The sequence below is a fragment of the Variovorax sp. P1_H2 genome (genome assembly GCF_056405295.1).
On the sequence record NZ_JBFUCJ010000143.1, the window covers coordinates 1 to 15,408 of the forward strand.

15 protein-coding genes and 1 pseudogene are annotated in these 15,408 nt (G+C 67.3%); 7 read left to right on the forward strand and 9 right to left on the reverse strand.

Annotated elements, in window-relative coordinates; all coding sequences use genetic code 11:
• From AC1D2E_RS31220 to AC1D2E_RS31240, 5 genes and pseudogenes are all read left to right on the forward strand, one after another.
• A pseudogene (locus AC1D2E_RS31220) lies at positions 1-217 on the forward strand (electron transfer flavoprotein subunit beta/FixA family protein); the annotation flags it as partial.
• 22 nt (positions 218-239) lie between these two features.
• Positions 240-1,175, forward strand: coding sequence for an electron transfer flavoprotein subunit alpha/FixB family protein (locus tag AC1D2E_RS31225; protein ID WP_478200990.1), 936 nt, complete (start codon positions 240-242; stop codon positions 1,173-1,175).
• Between the two features lie 415 nt (positions 1,176-1,590).
• Positions 1,591-2,151: a TRAP transporter small permease gene (locus AC1D2E_RS31230; RefSeq protein ID WP_478200991.1), complete on the forward strand. Its 561-nt coding sequence runs from the start codon at positions 1,591-1,593 to the stop codon at positions 2,149-2,151.
• Complete coding sequence (locus AC1D2E_RS31235; protein WP_478200992.1) at positions 2,148-3,446, forward strand: TRAP transporter large permease; 1,299 nt, start codon at positions 2,148-2,150, stop codon at positions 3,444-3,446. The genes AC1D2E_RS31230 and AC1D2E_RS31235 overlap by 4 nt, the downstream gene beginning before the upstream one ends.
• A gap of 31 nt (positions 3,447-3,477) precedes the next feature.
• Positions 3,478-4,512, forward strand: a complete 1,035-nt coding sequence (locus tag AC1D2E_RS31240) for a DctP family TRAP transporter solute-binding subunit (RefSeq protein ID WP_478200993.1) — start codon at positions 3,478-3,480, stop codon at positions 4,510-4,512.
• 44 nt (positions 4,513-4,556) lie between these two features.
• On the opposite strand, the gene AC1D2E_RS31245 is transcribed toward AC1D2E_RS31240, so the two are convergent.
• The 7 genes from AC1D2E_RS31245 to AC1D2E_RS31275 all read right to left on the reverse strand — a co-directional run bounded on the left by AC1D2E_RS31245 (position 4,557) and on the right by AC1D2E_RS31275 (position 9,688).
• Positions 4,557-4,772 (reverse strand): type II toxin-antitoxin system MqsA family antitoxin, encoded by a 216-nt coding sequence (locus AC1D2E_RS31245; RefSeq protein ID WP_478200994.1) that lies wholly within the window; start codon positions 4,770-4,772, stop codon positions 4,557-4,559.
• Positions 4,769-5,071, reverse strand: a complete 303-nt coding sequence (locus AC1D2E_RS31250; protein ID WP_478200995.1) for a type II toxin-antitoxin system MqsR family toxin — start codon at positions 5,069-5,071, stop codon at positions 4,769-4,771. The genes AC1D2E_RS31245 and AC1D2E_RS31250 overlap by 4 nt, the downstream gene beginning before the upstream one ends.
• A 209-nt stretch (positions 5,072-5,280) precedes the next feature.
• The gene (locus tag AC1D2E_RS31255) at positions 5,281-6,018 is read right to left on the reverse strand and encodes an amino acid ABC transporter ATP-binding protein (RefSeq protein WP_478201004.1); all 738 of its coding nucleotides are present in this window, start codon (positions 6,016-6,018) and stop codon (positions 5,281-5,283) included.
• 29 nt (positions 6,019-6,047) lie between these two features.
• Entirely contained in the window at positions 6,048-6,713 is a 666-nt protein-coding gene (locus AC1D2E_RS31260) for an amino acid ABC transporter permease (protein ID WP_478200996.1), read from the reverse strand.
• A gap of 1 nt (position 6,714) precedes the next feature.
• Positions 6,715-7,440, reverse strand: coding sequence for an amino acid ABC transporter permease (locus AC1D2E_RS31265; RefSeq protein ID WP_478200997.1), 726 nt, complete (start codon positions 7,438-7,440; stop codon positions 6,715-6,717).
• A 90-nt stretch (positions 7,441-7,530) separates the two neighbouring features.
• Positions 7,531-8,433: a transporter substrate-binding domain-containing protein gene (locus AC1D2E_RS31270; RefSeq protein ID WP_478200998.1), complete on the reverse strand. Its 903-nt coding sequence runs from the start codon at positions 8,431-8,433 to the stop codon at positions 7,531-7,533.
• A gap of 301 nt (positions 8,434-8,734) precedes the next feature.
• The gene (locus tag AC1D2E_RS31275) at positions 8,735-9,688 is read right to left on the reverse strand and encodes a LysR substrate-binding domain-containing protein (protein ID WP_478200999.1); all 954 of its coding nucleotides are present in this window, start codon (positions 9,686-9,688) and stop codon (positions 8,735-8,737) included.
• A gap of 61 nt (positions 9,689-9,749) precedes the next feature.
• Between AC1D2E_RS31275 and AC1D2E_RS31280 the strand changes: the two genes are divergently transcribed.
• Positions 9,750-11,201, forward strand: coding sequence for an amidase (locus AC1D2E_RS31280; RefSeq protein WP_478201000.1), 1,452 nt, complete (start codon positions 9,750-9,752; stop codon positions 11,199-11,201).
• Positions 11,202-11,738: 537 nt separating this feature from the next.
• On the opposite strand, the gene AC1D2E_RS31285 is transcribed toward AC1D2E_RS31280, so the two are convergent.
• Complete coding sequence (locus AC1D2E_RS31285) at positions 11,739-12,683, reverse strand: 2-hydroxyacid dehydrogenase (protein WP_478201001.1); 945 nt, start codon at positions 12,681-12,683, stop codon at positions 11,739-11,741.
• A 54-nt stretch (positions 12,684-12,737) separates the two neighbouring features.
• Positions 12,738-14,654, reverse strand: coding sequence for an ABCB family ABC transporter ATP-binding protein/permease (locus AC1D2E_RS31290; RefSeq protein ID WP_478201002.1), 1,917 nt, complete (start codon positions 14,652-14,654; stop codon positions 12,738-12,740).
• A 195-nt stretch (positions 14,655-14,849) separates the two neighbouring features.
• Here AC1D2E_RS31290 and AC1D2E_RS31295 point away from each other — a divergent pair, with 195 nt between their 5' ends.
• The gene (locus AC1D2E_RS31295) at positions 14,850-15,269 is read left to right on the forward strand and encodes an acyl-CoA thioesterase (protein ID WP_478201003.1); all 420 of its coding nucleotides are present in this window, start codon (positions 14,850-14,852) and stop codon (positions 15,267-15,269) included.
• The last annotated feature ends 139 nt before the right edge of the window (positions 15,270-15,408 follow it).

The following is a 15,408-nucleotide window of genomic DNA, read 5'->3' on the forward strand; positions in this document are numbered from 1 at the left end:
GCGCCTGAACGAGCCGCGCTACGTGACTCTGCCGAACATCATGAAGGCGAAGAAGAAGCAGCTCGATGTGGTGAAGCCTGAAGACCTGGGCGTGGATGTCAAGCCGCGGCTGAAGACCTTGAAGGTCAGCGAGCCGCCCAAGCGCGGTGCCGGCATCAAGGTGCCCGATGTGGCCACCCTGGTGGACAAGCTCAAGAACGAAGCCAAGGTCATCTGAGACCCGAAGAAGGAACACGAACATGACCGTCCTCGTCATTGCCGAACACGACCACGCCACGCTCAAGCCGGCGACCCTCAACACCGTGACCGCAGGCCTCGCCTGCGCCAGCGGCGATGTCCACGTGCTGGTGGCCGGCGCCAATGCCGCCGAAGCCGGCAAGGCCGCCTCCCAGGTCGCAGGCGTGGCCAAGGTGATCGTCGCCGACAGCCCGTCCCTGGCCGAGAACCTCGCGGAGAACGTCGCCGCCCAGGTGCTGGCCATTGCCAAGAACTACAGCCACATCCTGTTCCCCTCGACCGCCAACGGCAAGAACGTCGCGCCGCGCGTGGCCGCCAAGCTCGATGTGGCGCAGATCAGCGATGTCACCAAGGTCGACAGCCCCGACACCTTCGAGCGSCCGATCTACGCGGGCAACGCGATYGCSATCGTGCAGAGCAGCGATGCGATCAAGGTGATCACGGTGCGCACCACGGGCTTCGATGCGGCAGCGGCCAGCGGCGGCAGCGCGGCGGTGGAAACCGTGGAAGGCGTGGCCGACAGCGGCAAGAGCAGTTTCATCGGCCGTGAAGTCACCAAGAGCGAGCGYCCGGAACTGACGGCMGCCAAGATCATCGTCTCGGGCGGCCGGGCCCTGGGCAGCGCCGAGAAGTTCCAGGAAGTGATGGCGCCSYTGGCCGACAAGCTCAACGCCGGCCTGGGYGCCAGCCGCGCCGCGGTCGACGCCGGCTACGCCCCGAACGACTGGCAAGTSGGCCAGACCGGCAAGATCGTSGCSCCGCAGYTGTACATCGCCTGCGGCATCTCGGGCGCGATCCAGCATCTGGCGGGCATGAAGGACTCGAAGGTGATCGTGGCGATCAACAAGGACGAGGAKGCGCCGATCTTCTCGGTGGCCGACTACGGCCTGGTCGCCGACCTGTTCACGGCCGTGCCGGAACTGGTCAAGGCGCTCTGATCCTGGGCGGCAGCTGAGAACCTGTTTGCGATCTCCCTGGGGTCGCGCAGGCGTCTTTTCGGGAGGGGATGCAAGGCGCAGTGCGCCGCCCATAGCATCGCTATGGGCAAGCGCTGCAACGCCGCAGACCGCCCGAAAAGGCGCCTGCCCTTCGGGTTGGGGCGAAATCGGGCGATTTCTGCGTGCCGCTGCTTGCATGGGCACCAGCCCATGCGGCGCAACGCCACTTCGAACTCATCCCGATTGCGCCCCAACGCGACCCCAGGGAGATCGCAAACAGGTTCTAAGGAAACCCCCGATAGAAAAATGGTCATGGATCGTTACGATCCGTGACTGCTTCCCTGTCGAGGTGCTTGGACCGCGTCCCGGCGTCCGCCCGGTGACACGACGTGGTTCCACCTTCCAGCTTCCCCCGATGACCCCTCCCACCGAGTCCGGCCCCGTGCTGGACGCCGCCAGTCCCCTCCCCCCTGAAATCGAAGCCGCCGACGAGCCGACCCGCGTTCCCCTCGCGATCGAGGACTGGGCCACCGTGCTCATCATGGGCATGCTGGCCTGCATCACCTTCGCCAACGTGCTGGTGCGCTACTTCACCGACTCGTCCTTCGCCTGGACCGAGGAGTTCTCGGTCTTTCTGATGATCCTGCTGGCGCTGGTGGCGGGCTCCGCGGCGGTGGCGCGCGACCGCCACATCCGGATCGAGTACTTCGCCGAGAGCGGCAGCATGGCGCGGCGCAAACGGCTGGCGCAGTTCGGCGCCCTCATGGTCGGCCTGCTGTTCCTGCTGATCGGCGCGCTCAGCGTGCGCGTGGTCTGGGACGACTACCGCTTCGAGGAGACCTCGCCCGGCATCGGCGTGCCGCAATGGTGGTATTCGATCTGGCTGCCGATCGTCTCCTTCGCGATCGCGCTGCGCGCCCTGGGCCTGTTCATCCGCCGCGGCCGCAAGACCAACTACGGCGACTCGCAGCGATGATCCCCACCCTGCTCTTCGTCGCCTTCGTGGCGATGATGCTGGCCGGCGTGCCGATCGGCGCCGCACTGGGCCTCGCCGGCGCCGCCTGCATCGCACTCGCCAACAGCGACGCCCAGTGGTTCGGCCTGCTGGCCGTGCCGCAGAACTTCTACGCCGGCCTCGGCAAGTACCCGCTGCTCGCGATCCCGATGTTCGTGCTGGTCGGCTCGATCTTCGACCGCTCAGGCGTGGCGCTGCGGCTCGTCAATTTCGCGATCGCGATCGTCGGCCGCGGCCCCGGCATGCTGCCGCTGGTGGCGATCGTGGTGGCGATGTTCCTCGGCGGCATCTCGGGCTCGGGCCCGGCCAATGCGGCCGCGGTCGGCGCGGTGATGATCACCGCCATGTCGCGGGCCGGCTATCCGGCCGCCTACTCGGCCAGCGTGGTCGGCGCGGCGGCGGCCACCGACATCCTGATCCCGCCCTCGGTCGCCTTCATCGTCTATTCGGTTCTGGTCCCCGGCGCATCCGTGCCGGCGCTGTTCGCGGCCGGCATGGTTCCCGGCATCCTGGCCGGCGTGGCGCTGATCGTCCCGGCCGTCTGGCTGGCCCGCAAGAACAAGATGGGCGCGCTCGAATCGAGCCTGCCGCGCCCGGCCTTCTGGGCCAGTTTTCGCGACGCGATCTGGGGCCTGGCGGCGCCGGTGCTGATCCTCGGCGGCATGCGCGCCGGTCTCTTCACGCCGACCGAGGCGGCGGTGGTGGCGGTGTTCTACGGTCTCTTCGTCGGCATGGCGATCCACCGCACGATCAAGGTCCGCGACCTGTTCGTGATCCTGCGCGAATCGGGCGAGCTGTCGGCCGTGATCCTGCTGGTGGTGTCGCTGGCCGGCATCTTCGCCTACTCGCTGTCCACCCTCGGCGTGATCGATCCGGTGACGCGGGCGATCGTCAATTCGGGCCTCGGCGAGTACGGCGTGCTGTCGCTGCTGATCCTGCTGCTGATCACGGTCGGCATGTTCCTCGACGGCGTCTCGATCTTCCTGATCTTCGTGCCGCTCCTGTGGCCGATCGTGCAGCACTACAAGTGGGACCCGGTGTGGTTCGGCGTCATCCTCACGCTCAAGGTGGCGCTCGGGCAGTTCACGCCGCCGCTGGCCGTGAACCTGATGGTCTCCTGCCGCATCGCCAATGTGCGCATGGAAGAGACCGTGCGCTGGGTCGGCTGGATGCTGTTCGCGATGTTCCTCGTGATGGTCGCGGTGATCGTCTGGCCAGAACTCGCCCTGTGGCTCCCACGCAAACTCGGCTACTGATTCTTCGATTAATTCCCAAGGAGACTGATCCATGAAATTCCGTCGTTCCCTGCTCGGCCTCCTGGCCGTGGCGGCCGCCCTCGGCGGCTTCTCGGTGGCCGCGCAGGCGCAGAGCTACAAGGCCGAATACAAGATGTCGCTGGTGCTGGGTCCGCCGACGCCGTGGGGCGAGGCCGGCCGCGTCTGGGCCGAGCTCGTGAAGGAGCGCACGCAGGGCCGCATCAACATCAAGCTGTACCCGGGCGTGTCGCTGATCCAGGGCGACCAGACGCGCGAGTTCAGTGCGCTGCGCCAGGGCGTGATCGACATGGCGGTCGGCTCGACCATCAACTGGTCGCCGCAGGTCAAGCAGTTGAACCTGTTCTCGCTGCCCTTCCTGATGCCCGACTACGCGGCGGTCGATGCGCTGACGCAGGGCACGGTCGGCAAGGAGATCTTCGCCACCCTCGACAAATCCGGCGTGGTGCCGCTGGCCTGGGGCGAGAACGGCTACCGCGAGATCACCAACTCGAAGCGCGCGATCAAGTCGCCCGAAGACCTGAAGGGCATGAAGATCCGCGTGGTCGGCTCGCCGATCTTCTCCGACATGTTCAGCGCCCTGGGCGCCAACCCGACCCAGATGAGCTGGGCCGATGCGCAGCCCGCGCTGGCCAGCGGCGCGGTCGACGGCCAGGAGAACCCGCTGTTCCTGTTCACCGTGCTCAAGATGCACACCGTGGGCCAGAAGTACGTGACCACCTGGGGCTACATGGCCGACCCGCTGGTGTTCGTGGTCAACAAGGAGGTGTGGGGCTCGTGGACCCCGGCCGACCAGGCCATCGTGCGCCAGGCCGCGATCGACGCCGGCAAGCAGAACATCGCCCTGGCCCGCAAGGGACTGGTCGAGCCCGACAAGCCGGTGCTCAAGGACATCGCCGCGATGGGCGTGACCGTGACCCAGCTGACCCCGGCCGAGCGCGAGGCCTTCGTCAAGGCGACGCGGCCGGTGTACGCCAAGTGGACGCCGACGATCGGCAAGGAACTCGTGGCGCAGGCCGAGCAGGCGATTGCGGCGCGCAAGAAATAGGCTTCCCAGCGCCCCGAGCCAAAGCCCCGCGACGCGGGGCTTTTTCATTCGCGCCCGGTCGAAGCGTCGACCCGCGCATGGAAGGCGAGCATCGCCTCGCTGACACGCGCAGCCTCGGTGGGGCCGAACACGCCCTCGCCGCAAACGGGGCAGAACTGGCCTTCGACGTCCGCGATGACTATCGATTCGTTCTTGTAGACGTAAGCCACATGGCGACTGTCGGCGACCAGGACGGCCGCGGCGCAGGCGGGGCATTTCACGGCTGAAGTTCCTTGCAGGATGCGATCAGCAATTCGTTCTGCGCGGCGAGCTTCAACTCGACGATGCCGGTGGGTCCGGCCGTGCGGTAGACGTCCGGCCATGACCGGCGATCGGCCGGCGAATTCACGCTGTGATGGAAGTCCGCGGATGCCACTGCCATCGCGTGCTCCAGCAGCCCCGCCGCATCGATCCCCAGCGCGGCGGCCCCTGCCAGCGCGGAGAAACTCGCCGCCCACCGCCCCTCGCGCGCCAGAGCGCGAACCACCGACAGGCCCCAGCGAGGTTTTGCCTTTTCCATCGCTGCATCATCCACCCGCACCTCTCAGCGGCCAATGCGAAGTATCCGCGCCAGCCCCCCGAAACATCGCCCTCCCCGAAAAAACGAAAGCCCCGCGCAGCGGAGCTTTCTGTTGGTGGGACACCGCGGAACCGGCTTCGCCGGGCCGCTGGTGTCGCCCCCGGTAGGGGGTGGGCGGCTACACGAAGTGAGCCAACCTGGGGGCGAGCCTAGTGCTGCAGGATCTTGTTCAAGAAATCCTTCGTCCGCGGCTGCCGGTTCTCCGGGTGCGTGAAGAACTCCTCCTTCGAGCAGTCTTCCAGGATGCGGCCGCCGACGTCGATGAAGATCACGCGGCTCGCCACCTTGCGCGCGAAGCCCATCTCGTGCGTGACCACCATCATGGTCATGCCTTCCTTGGCCAGCGCCACCATCACGTCGAGCACTTCGCCGACCATCTCGGGGTCGAGCGCCGAAGTGGGCTCGTCGAACAGCATCACGATCGGGTCCATGCTCAGCGCGCGGGCGATCGCCACGCGCTGCTGCTGGCCGCCCGACAGCTGCCCCGGGAACTTGTCCTTGTGCGCCATCAGGCCCACGCGGTCGAGCATCTTGAGACCGCGCGTCTTGGCTTCGTCGGCGCTGCGGCCCAGCACCTTGATCTGCGCGATCGTGAGGTTCTCTGTCACCGACAGGTGCGGGAACAGCTCGAAGTGCTGGAACACCATGCCGACCTTGGAGCGCAGCTTCGGCAGGTTGGTCTTGGGGTCGTGCAGCGGAATGCCGTTGACCGTGATCTCGCCCTTCTGGAAGGGCTCCAGCGCGTTCACCGTCTTGATGAGGGTGGACTTGCCCGAGCCCGAAGGCCCGCAGACCACCACCACATCGCCCTTGGCGATGTCGACCGAGCAGTCGTTGAGCACCTGCACCGGGCCATACCACTTGGAAACGTTCTTGATTTCAATCATTTTGTCGGACATCGGTTTGCTCCTTCAGCTCAGCGGATGATGGCGATCTTCTTGTGCAGGCGCTTCACGAGCCACGAGAGCGCATAGCACAACACGAAATAGACGACGGCGGCCAGCAGGTAGGCCTCTTCGGGCCGGCCGAAGTTCTTGCCCGCGGTGTCGAAGCCCTTGAACAAATCGTAGGCACCGATGGCGTAGACCAGCGAGGTGTCCTGGAACAGGATGATGGTCTGCGTCAGCAGCACCGGCAGCATGTTGCGGAAGGCCTGCGGCAGGATCACCAGCTTCATGTTCTGGCCGTAGGTCATGCCCACCGCCTGCCCCGCGAACACCTGCCCGCGCGGAATCGACTGGATGCCGGCGCGCATGATCTCGCTGAAGTAGGCGGCCTCGAAGGCGACGAAGGTGATGATCGCCGAGTACTCGGGCCCGATCGGCCGGCCGATGATGTTGGGCACCAGCAGGAAGAACCACAGGATCACCATGACCAGCGGAATGCTGCGCATGCCGTTGACGTAGATGGCCGCGGGCATGTCGAGCCACTTCTTGCCCGACAGCCGCATCAGCGCCAGGAGGGTGCCGAAGAGGATGCCGCCGAGCGTGGCGACCACCGTCAGGAAGACGCTGAAGTAGAGGCCCTTCAGCAGGAAGCTGCTGACGACCGCCCAGCTGAAGAATGTGAGGTCGAGATTCATGTCAGTGTCCTCCGCCGGTTCCGGCCACGACGAAGCCCGGCACGCGGACCCTCTTCTCGACCCAGGCCATGATGCGGTTGATGACCATCGCGGAGATCACGTAGAGCACGGTCACGGCCATGTACATCTCGGTCACGCGCGCGGTCTCCTCGCCGGCCTGCATCGCGAACTGGATCATCTCGGGAATCGACACCGCGAAGGCGACCGACGAGTTCTTGAAGATGTTCATCGACTCGCTGGTGAGCGGCGGGATGATGATCCGGTAGGCCATCGGCAGGATCACGTAGCGGTAGTACTGCGGCGTGGTGAAGCCCACCGCCATGCCCGCGTAGCGCTGGCCCTTGGGCAGCGCCTGGATGCCGGAGCGCAGCTGCTCGGCGATCCGGGCCGAGGTGAAGAAGCCCAGCGCGAACACCACCAGGATGAAGGGCGGCAGGCCCGACATGACGGGAAACATCTTCGGCACCACGTGGTACCAGATGAAGATCTGGACCAGCAGCGGAATGTTGCGGAACAGCTCGACCCAGGCATTGCCGAAACGCACCAGCCAGGGGCTGTCGGGCAGCGTGCGGATCACGCCGACCAGCGAGCCGAGCACCAGCGCCACGACCAGCGAGCACAAGGACACCGACACCGTCCAGCCCCAGGCCGACACCAGCCACTGCCAGTAGGTCGGTATCTTGCCGCCCGGATCTTGCAGGAAGACCTGCCAATCCCATTTTCCCATTTCAACTCCTCGATGATTGTTGGAGGCATCTCATAAAACAAACGCCCGCCGAAAGAGGCGGGCGTTCGTTCACGCGTCAGCCCACGCGATTTACTTCTTGGCGTAGTCTTCCATCGGCTTGTCGTTCGGGCTGGCCCACGCGGCCTTGGTGGCCTCCGACAGCGGCAGGCCGACCTTGGTGTTGGTCGGCGGGATCGGCTGCATGAACCACTTGTCGTAGAGCTTGGCCAGCGAGCCGTCGGCGATCTGGCGCTTGATGCTGTCGTCGACGGCCTTCTTGAAGGCCGGGTCGTCCTTGCGCATCATGCAGGCGATCGGCTCGACCGACAGGGGCTCGCCGACGATCTTGAAATCGGCCGGGGCCTTCGACTTGGCGATGTTGCCGGCCAGGATCTGGCCGTCCATCACGAAGGCGTCGGCGCGGCCCGACTCGAGCAGCAGGAAGCTGTCGGCGTGGTCCTTGCCCATGACTTCCTTGAAGTCGATGCCCTGGGCGCGCTCGTTCTTGCGCAGGGTCTGGACCGAGGTCGTGCCGGTGGTGGTGGCCACGCTCTTGCCGTTGAGGTCCTTGATCGAATTGATGCCCGAGCTGGCCTTGACCGCGATGCGCACTTCTTCGACGTAGGTGGTGACGGCGAAGGCGACGTCCTTCTGGCGCGTGGCGTTGTTGGTGGTCGAGCCGCATTCGAGGTCGACCGTGCCGTTCTGCACCAGCGGCACGCGGTTCTGCGAGGTCACCAGCTGGCGCTTGATCTCCAGCTTGGGCAGGCCGAGCTGCTTCTGGATGTCGGCCAGGATGCGCTCGGACATCTCGGTGTGGAAGCCGACGTACTTGCCGTCGCCGATGGTGTAGGCCAACGCGCCGGACGAGTCGCGCACGCCCATCGTGACGGCACCGCTGGACTTGATCTTGGCCAGCGTGTCATTGGCCTGCGCGAAGGCTCCTCCTGCGGCGAGGACCATCACGGCCAACGCCAATACCTGCTTCTTCATATTCGACTCCTGAGACTGAGAGATGGACACGAAATTCTAGACGCCCGCATTCTGCGCCATACCCGGACCAACCCGGTGCGCCTTGCACCGCGGGAGGGCGCACCGACGATCGGTCGGCACCGCCACCGCGCGCGAAGCCGCCTCGCGGATGCCGTGAACCCTAGCTTCAAAGCACCCTTTGTGCCCGAAAAACGTGTGGCGGACTTTAGTGGGACATGCCTTCGGTGACCAATGCCAAATCCAGCGGTCGGCATGTCACCGCTTCATAGTTTGTGCACTGCACAAGAGACGGGCCCAGGCCTCAAGCCGTGGGCTGGGTCTGCAGCAGATACGTCCACAGGGCATCGGCCGCACCCTTGCCGCTGCGGGCGCCGGTCTTGCCGGCGGCCGGCGCGCCCGGCCGCTCGCGGTAGGCGCGGATCTCCATCGTGGCATCCAGACGATCGATCTCGGGCGGCAACGCGCTCACCAGCGTGCGGGCGCGCACCTCCTTGCGCACGGCGCTCTGCGGCAAGAAGGCGATGCCATGGCCTTCGAGCGCCATCACCTTGAGGCCCTCTGCCATGTCGGTCTCATAGACGCGGTCGAGATGGATCGCGGTGCCGGACTCCTTCAGCAGCTGGTCGACCACGCGCCCGAGGTAGGCGCCCGGCGCATAGCCCAGATARGGCAGSGGCTGGCCGGSSCGGCCCGGCAGGCGGTAGCGCGGCGCGCCTTCGGCATCGGGTTTGACCCAGGGCGCGACCACCTCCTCGCCGAGGCTCACCATCTCATAGCGGTTGGCATCCAGCGGCAGCGGCTGGGAGGGATGGTGGTAGGCGATCAGCACGTCGCAGCTGCCCTCGACCAGGCGCAGCACGGCATCGTGCACATTGAGCGCGATCAGCCGGCTCTTCATCGGCCCGAACTGCTCGCGCAGGCTGGTGATCCAGGCCGGGAAGAAGGTGAAGGCGAGCGTGTGCGGGATCGCGAACTCGATCACGTCCTGCGCCGCCGCCGAATGCCCGCGCAGCATGGCGCGGGTGCTCTGCAGCGCCTGCAGCATCTCGATCGCCTGGCCGTAGAGGGTCTGGCCGGCGGGCGTCAGGCGGGTGGGATAGGAGCTGCGATCGACCAGGTCGGTCCCGGCCCAGCCCTCGAGTGCCTGGATGCGGCGCGAGAAGGCCGGCTGGGTCACATGGCGCAGCTGGGCGGATCGGCTGAAGCTGCGGGTCTCTGCCAGGCTGACGAAGTCTTCGAGCCACTTGGTTTCCATCGGGCGATTATGCGAGCGCTGCGACATACTGGCGCGCACCGCCAACGAGCCCGCCACCGCCATGAATGCTGCCGACCTCCTCGCCCTCGACGCCACCCGCCTGTCGCAGCTGATCGCGGCCCGCACCGTGTCCTGCCGCGAGCTGATGGCTGCGGCGCTGGCGCGCATCGACGCGCTCAACCCGCGCTTCAATGCGATCGTCTCGCTGCGCGACCCCGGCCAGTTGCGGGTCGAGGCGGACGAACGCGATGCCCAGCTCGCGCGCGGCGAGCGCCTCGGCTGGATGCACGGCTTCCCGCTGGCGGTCAAGGACCTGAGCCATGCCGCCGGCCTGCCGACCTCGATGGGATCGCCGATCGCGCTGCGGACGCCGGCACGCAACGACAGCCTGCACGTGGCGCGCATGCGCGGCGCCGGGGCGATCGTGATCGGCAAGACCAACACGCCGGAATTCGGGCTCGGCTCGCACACCTACAACACGGTCTTCGGCACCACCCTGAACGCCTGGCAGCCCGCGCTCAGCGCCGGCGGCAGCAGCGGCGGCGCTGCGGTGGCGCTGGCCCTCGGCATGCTGCCGGTGGCCGACGGCAGCGACATGGGCGGCTCGCTGCGCAACCCCGCCGCCTTCAACAACGTGATCGGCTTCCGGCCTTCGCGGGGGCGGGTGCCGGGGGCGCCCGAGGACGAGCTGTTCCTGCAGCAGCTCGGCACCGAGGGACCGATGGCGCGCACGGTCGAGGATGCCGCGCGGCTGCTCGCGGTGCAGGCGGGCTTCGATCCGCGGCTGCCGCTGTCGCTGGAAGGCGCCCTGCCCTCGCCCGACACGCTGCAGCTCGGCGGCGACCCCAAGGGGCTGCGCATCGGCTGGCTCGGCAGCATCTGGCCCGAGCTGCCGCTGGCGCCCGGCGTGCGCGAGCTTTGCGAGAAGGCGCTGCAGACCTTCCGCGACCTCGGCTGCGAGGTCGAGCCGCACCGGCTCGACGTGCCACGCGAACAGAACTGGACCGCCTGGCTGCGCCTGCGCCAGCTGCTGGTGGGCGGCAAGCTGGGCGCGGCCCACGCCGACCCGGCGCTGCGCGGCAAGCTCAAGCCCGAGGCGCGCTGGGAGATCGAGCAGGGCCACCTGCTCGACGCCGCGGCGCTGTACCAGGCTTCGGTCTATCGCTCGAACGTCTACCGCGCCTTCCTGCGGGCCTTCGAGCGCTTCGACTTCGTGGTGGCGCCGACGGCGCAGGTCTTTCCCTTCGACGCGACACTGCCTTGGCCGACCTCGGTCGGCGGGATCGAAAGCGACACTTACCACCGCTGGATGGAGATCGTCACGCCCTTCACGCTGGCCGGGCTGCCGACACTCAATGTGCGTGCGGGCTTCAATGGCGACGGACTGCCGATGGGGCTGCAGATCGCGGGGCCGGTGCATGCGGACATGGCGGTGCTGCGGCTCGGGCATGCGTATGACCTGGCCTGTGGGTGGGGCGCGGTTCATCCGCCGGTGCTTGGATCGTCTTCCTGAACTTTCCTGAGCTTTGGAGGGGCGCCCGGCACGCGGTACGGGCCAGTCGACCCCACTGCGCCGGCCCTTCGGGCTGCCTTGCGGTGCTCGCTCCAGGCGGGGTCCGCGCGAAACTCGCCTTCGGCTCAAACACGCGCGGCCCTTCTTCCGCCTGAAGCTGCGCTCCTCAGCGGCGCAGAGGGGATCGCCCGTCCCGCACCGCATGCCGGGCTCCGTGGGGGTGCGAGGAGTGCGTGCGCCTCCGACGTCGAGAGCCTGCGCGCAGCGAAACCGTCGAAGCGAACTGTGCAACCCCAACGTGTCTGCGGTGGTGGGCGGTATGCCCTGGGCCGGCCGTTGAGGCACCGCCGAGCAGCGCAGTGGTGCGCGGATCAGTGCTCGCGACTGTTTGAGTGGAGCGAAGCGGAGCGAGTTTGAGCGAGACCCCGCGTACCGCGAGCAGCGCAGGGAAGCCGCGAAGCGGCCGGTGACGTCGGCCGGCCCAGGGCATACCGCCCGCCGCCGCCGCCCCCTCCGCCCACGCCGACAACAAACCCCTCAGATAGGCGACACCACCCCGCGCCCCGAAAAGTGCCCTTCGGCATTCGCCAGGAAGCGATCGAAGGAGGCCTGCGTCGCCTCCGGCGACCAGCCCGCCATGTGCGGCGTCAGCAGCACGTTGTCGAGCCCGATCAGCGGCTCCGGCGGCAGCGGCTCGCTCTCGTAGACGTCGAGCCCGGCCCCGGCGATGCGGCCTTCTCGCAACGCAGCCGCCAGCGCCTCGGTGTCGACCACGCTGCCGCGCGAGATGTTGATCAGGAAACCCTGCGGCCCCAGCGCGTCGAGGATGGCTGCATTCACCAGGTGCCGTGTGCCGGCACCGCCCGGCGTCGCGACCACCAGGATGTCGGCCCAGCCGGCCAGTGCCTGCACGCTGTCGAAGTAGCGGTGCGGCACGCCCTCGCGCGGCTGGCGGTTGTGATAGCCGACCGGCATGTCGAAGCCCGCCGCGCGCTTGGCGATCTTCTGGCCGATGGCGCCCAGCCCCAGGATGCCCAGGCGCTTGCCCGACACGTTCGGCGGATGCGGGATCATTTCGCGCCGCACCCCTTCGCGGCACAGCCGGTCGAGCGTGCGGATGTGGCGCATCGCGCCGATCAGGAGACCGAAGGCGTGGTCGGCCACGCAGTCGTCGTTGGTGCCCGCGCCGTTGGCCAGCGCGATGCCGCGCGCCCGCGCCGCATCGATCGCGATCCCCTCGTAGCCGGCGCCCATCGCGCAGACCAGTTCGAGCTTGGGCATCGCCGCGATCTCGGCCGCGGTCAGCCCGATCGAGCCGATGGTCAGCACGGCGCGGAAGCGCCCGCCCTGCGTGGCGATCAGCGCATCGCGCTCGGCCTGGCTCGGCACCGGCAGATAGCTCATGTCATAGGCCGCTGCGACCTGCGCCCGGTGGACTTCGGACAGGCTGTTGAGCACCAACAGCGGGATCTTCTCCGACATTCTCGAATTGCTCCTGAACCAATCAATCAATCAATCAATCAACGGGAATGGGTTTCACAGCACCGGCTCGGCCTCGAGCTTCTGCAGGCGCCACATCTGCGCGTACTTGCCCTGGCTCGCCAGCAGCTGCGCATGCGTGCCGCGCTCGACGATCACGCCGCTCTCGAGCACCAGGATCTCGTGCGCGTCGACCACGGTCGACAGCCGGTGCGCGATCACCAGCGTGGTCTTGTTGCGCGCCGCGCTCTTGAGCTCCGACTGGATCGCGCGCTCGTTGGCCGAATCCAGCGCTGAGGTCGCTTCGTCGAAGATCACGATCGGCGGGTTCTTGAGCAGCGTGCGCGCGATCGCCACGCGCTGCTTCTCGCCGCCCGAGAGCTTGAGCCCGCGCTCGCCGACCATGGTCTCGTAGCCCTTGGGCGTGTGGACGATGAAGTCGTGGATGCGCGCCGCCCGCGCGGCCTCCTCCACTTCCTCGCGACTGGCGCCGGGACGGCCATAGGCGATGTTGTATTCGACCGTGTCGTTGAAGAGCACGGTGTCCTGCGGCACGATACCGATCGCCCGCCGCACGCTGGCCTGCGTCACCTGCCGGATGTCTTCGCCGCCGATCGTGATGCGGCCTCCGCCGACGCCGGGCCGCCCCAAGTCGGCGGCGGCCCACTCGGGGGGCAGCGAACCACGCGCAGCGGGTGCGCTCGGGGGCCCGATGCCCACGTCGTAGAAGCGGTACAGCAGCCGCGCCAAGGTCGACTTTCCCGAGCCCGAGGGCCCCACCACCGCCACCGTCTTGCCGGCCGGAATCTCGAAGCTCACGTGCTTCAGGATCGGCCGCGCCGCCTCGTAGGCAAAGCTCACGTCCTCGAAGCGTACCGTGGAATCGTGGCCCGCCAGCGGCCGGGCCTCCGGCGCGTCGCGCACCTCGCGCTCCTTCTCGAGCAGCACGAACATCTTGTCCAGGTCGGTCAGGCTCTGCTTGATCTCGCGGTAGATCACGCCGAGGAAATTGAGCGGAATGTAGAGCTGGATCATGAAGGCGTTGACCATCACCAGGTCGCCCAGCGTCATTTGGCCGTCGACCACGCCCTGCGTGGCGCGGTACAGCATCGCCACCAGGCTGACCGCGATCAGGCACTGCTGGCCGGCGTTCAGCATGCTCAGCGTGGTCTGGCTCTTGACCGCCGCCTTGCGGTAGCGCTCCAGGCTGGCGTCGTAGCGGCCGGCCTCGAAGCCCTCGTTGTTGAAGTACTTGACCGTCTCGTAGTTGAGCAGCGAATCGACCGCATGGCTCTGCGCCACCGAGTCGAGCTCGTTCATGGTCTTGCGGAACTTGGTGCGCCACTCGGTCACGGTCACTGTGAAGACGATGTAGACCACCAGCGCGGCCAGCGTGATCCAGACGAAGCCCGCGTCGAACTTGACGCCCAGGATGCTCAGCACCAGCGTCAGCTCGATGATGGTCGGCACGATGCTGTAGAGCGACATCGAGATCAGCGAATGTACGCCGCGCGTGCCGCGCTCGATGTCGCGCGTCATGCCGCCGGTCTGGCGCTCGAGGTGGAAGCGCAGGCTCAGCGCGTGCAGGTGCTGGAACACCTCCAGCGAGATGCTGCGCGCCGCCCCCTCGGTGGCCTTGGCGAAGACCAGCTCGCGCAGCTCGTTGAAGACCGCGGTCGACAGCCGCAGCAGCCCGTAGGCGACCAGCAGGCCGAACGGCACCACCAGCAGCGAGGCCGCGCTGCCGGGCTTGATCGACATCGCGTCGACCAGGTTCTTGAGCAGCACCGGCACGCCGACGTTGGCCACCTTGGCGCCGACCATGAAGCTGAGCGCCGCCATCACGCGCCATTTGTAGCGCCATAGATAGGGGAAGAGCCGCCGCAGCGTCGCCCAGTCCGAGCGATCGCTGCGGGCGGGCGTACCCGCCGAGGTGGGGTGGGGAGAGGAAAGTGCTTCGCCGCTGCGGCGCATGGGAGACAATCGTGGCTGGGAACCGGCTCACCCCCATGCTTCGCGCACTGCGTGTCGCTTCAGCCCCCCCCTGCAAGGGGGCGATACCAGCAGCCTGGCAAAGCCAGTTCTGCGGTATCCCTGGGTTGGCACGCTGCACGAATCTAAAGAGTTGAGCCGATTCCTTGGTTATTCGTTTCTATCCAGATTGTGCCTATGTCCGCCAATTCCAGCGCCAACCTCACCGCCACGCTCAAGAGCCTTCCGGCCGACATGGAGCTGGTGCTCAAGGTGATCCCGATGCCGGCCGACTGCAACGCCAACGGCGACATCTTCGGCGGCTGGGTCATGGCCCAGTGCGACCTGGCCGGCTCGGTGATTCCGGCGCGCTACGCCAAGGGCCGGATGGCGACCGTGGCGGTCAACGAGTTCATCTTCAAGCAGCCGGTGCGGCTCGGCGACATCCTGTCGTTCTACTCGAAGCTGGTGCGCATCGGGCGCACCTCGGTGACCGTGCTGGTCGAGGTGTTCGCCGAGCGCTTCAGGGCGCAGGGCGAATACATCAAGGTGACCGAGGCGACCTTTACGTACGTGGCGATCGACGACGACGGGCGGCCTCGGCCGATCGAAAAATAGGCTCGCCCCCAGGTTGGGCTCACTGCGTGTAGCCCGCCCACCCCCTACCGGGGGCGCAGTCAGCGGCCCGGCGAAGCCGGTTCCGCGGGGCTGTTGCTCGCCCCCAGGTTGGGCTCACTTCGTGTAGCCCGCCCACCCC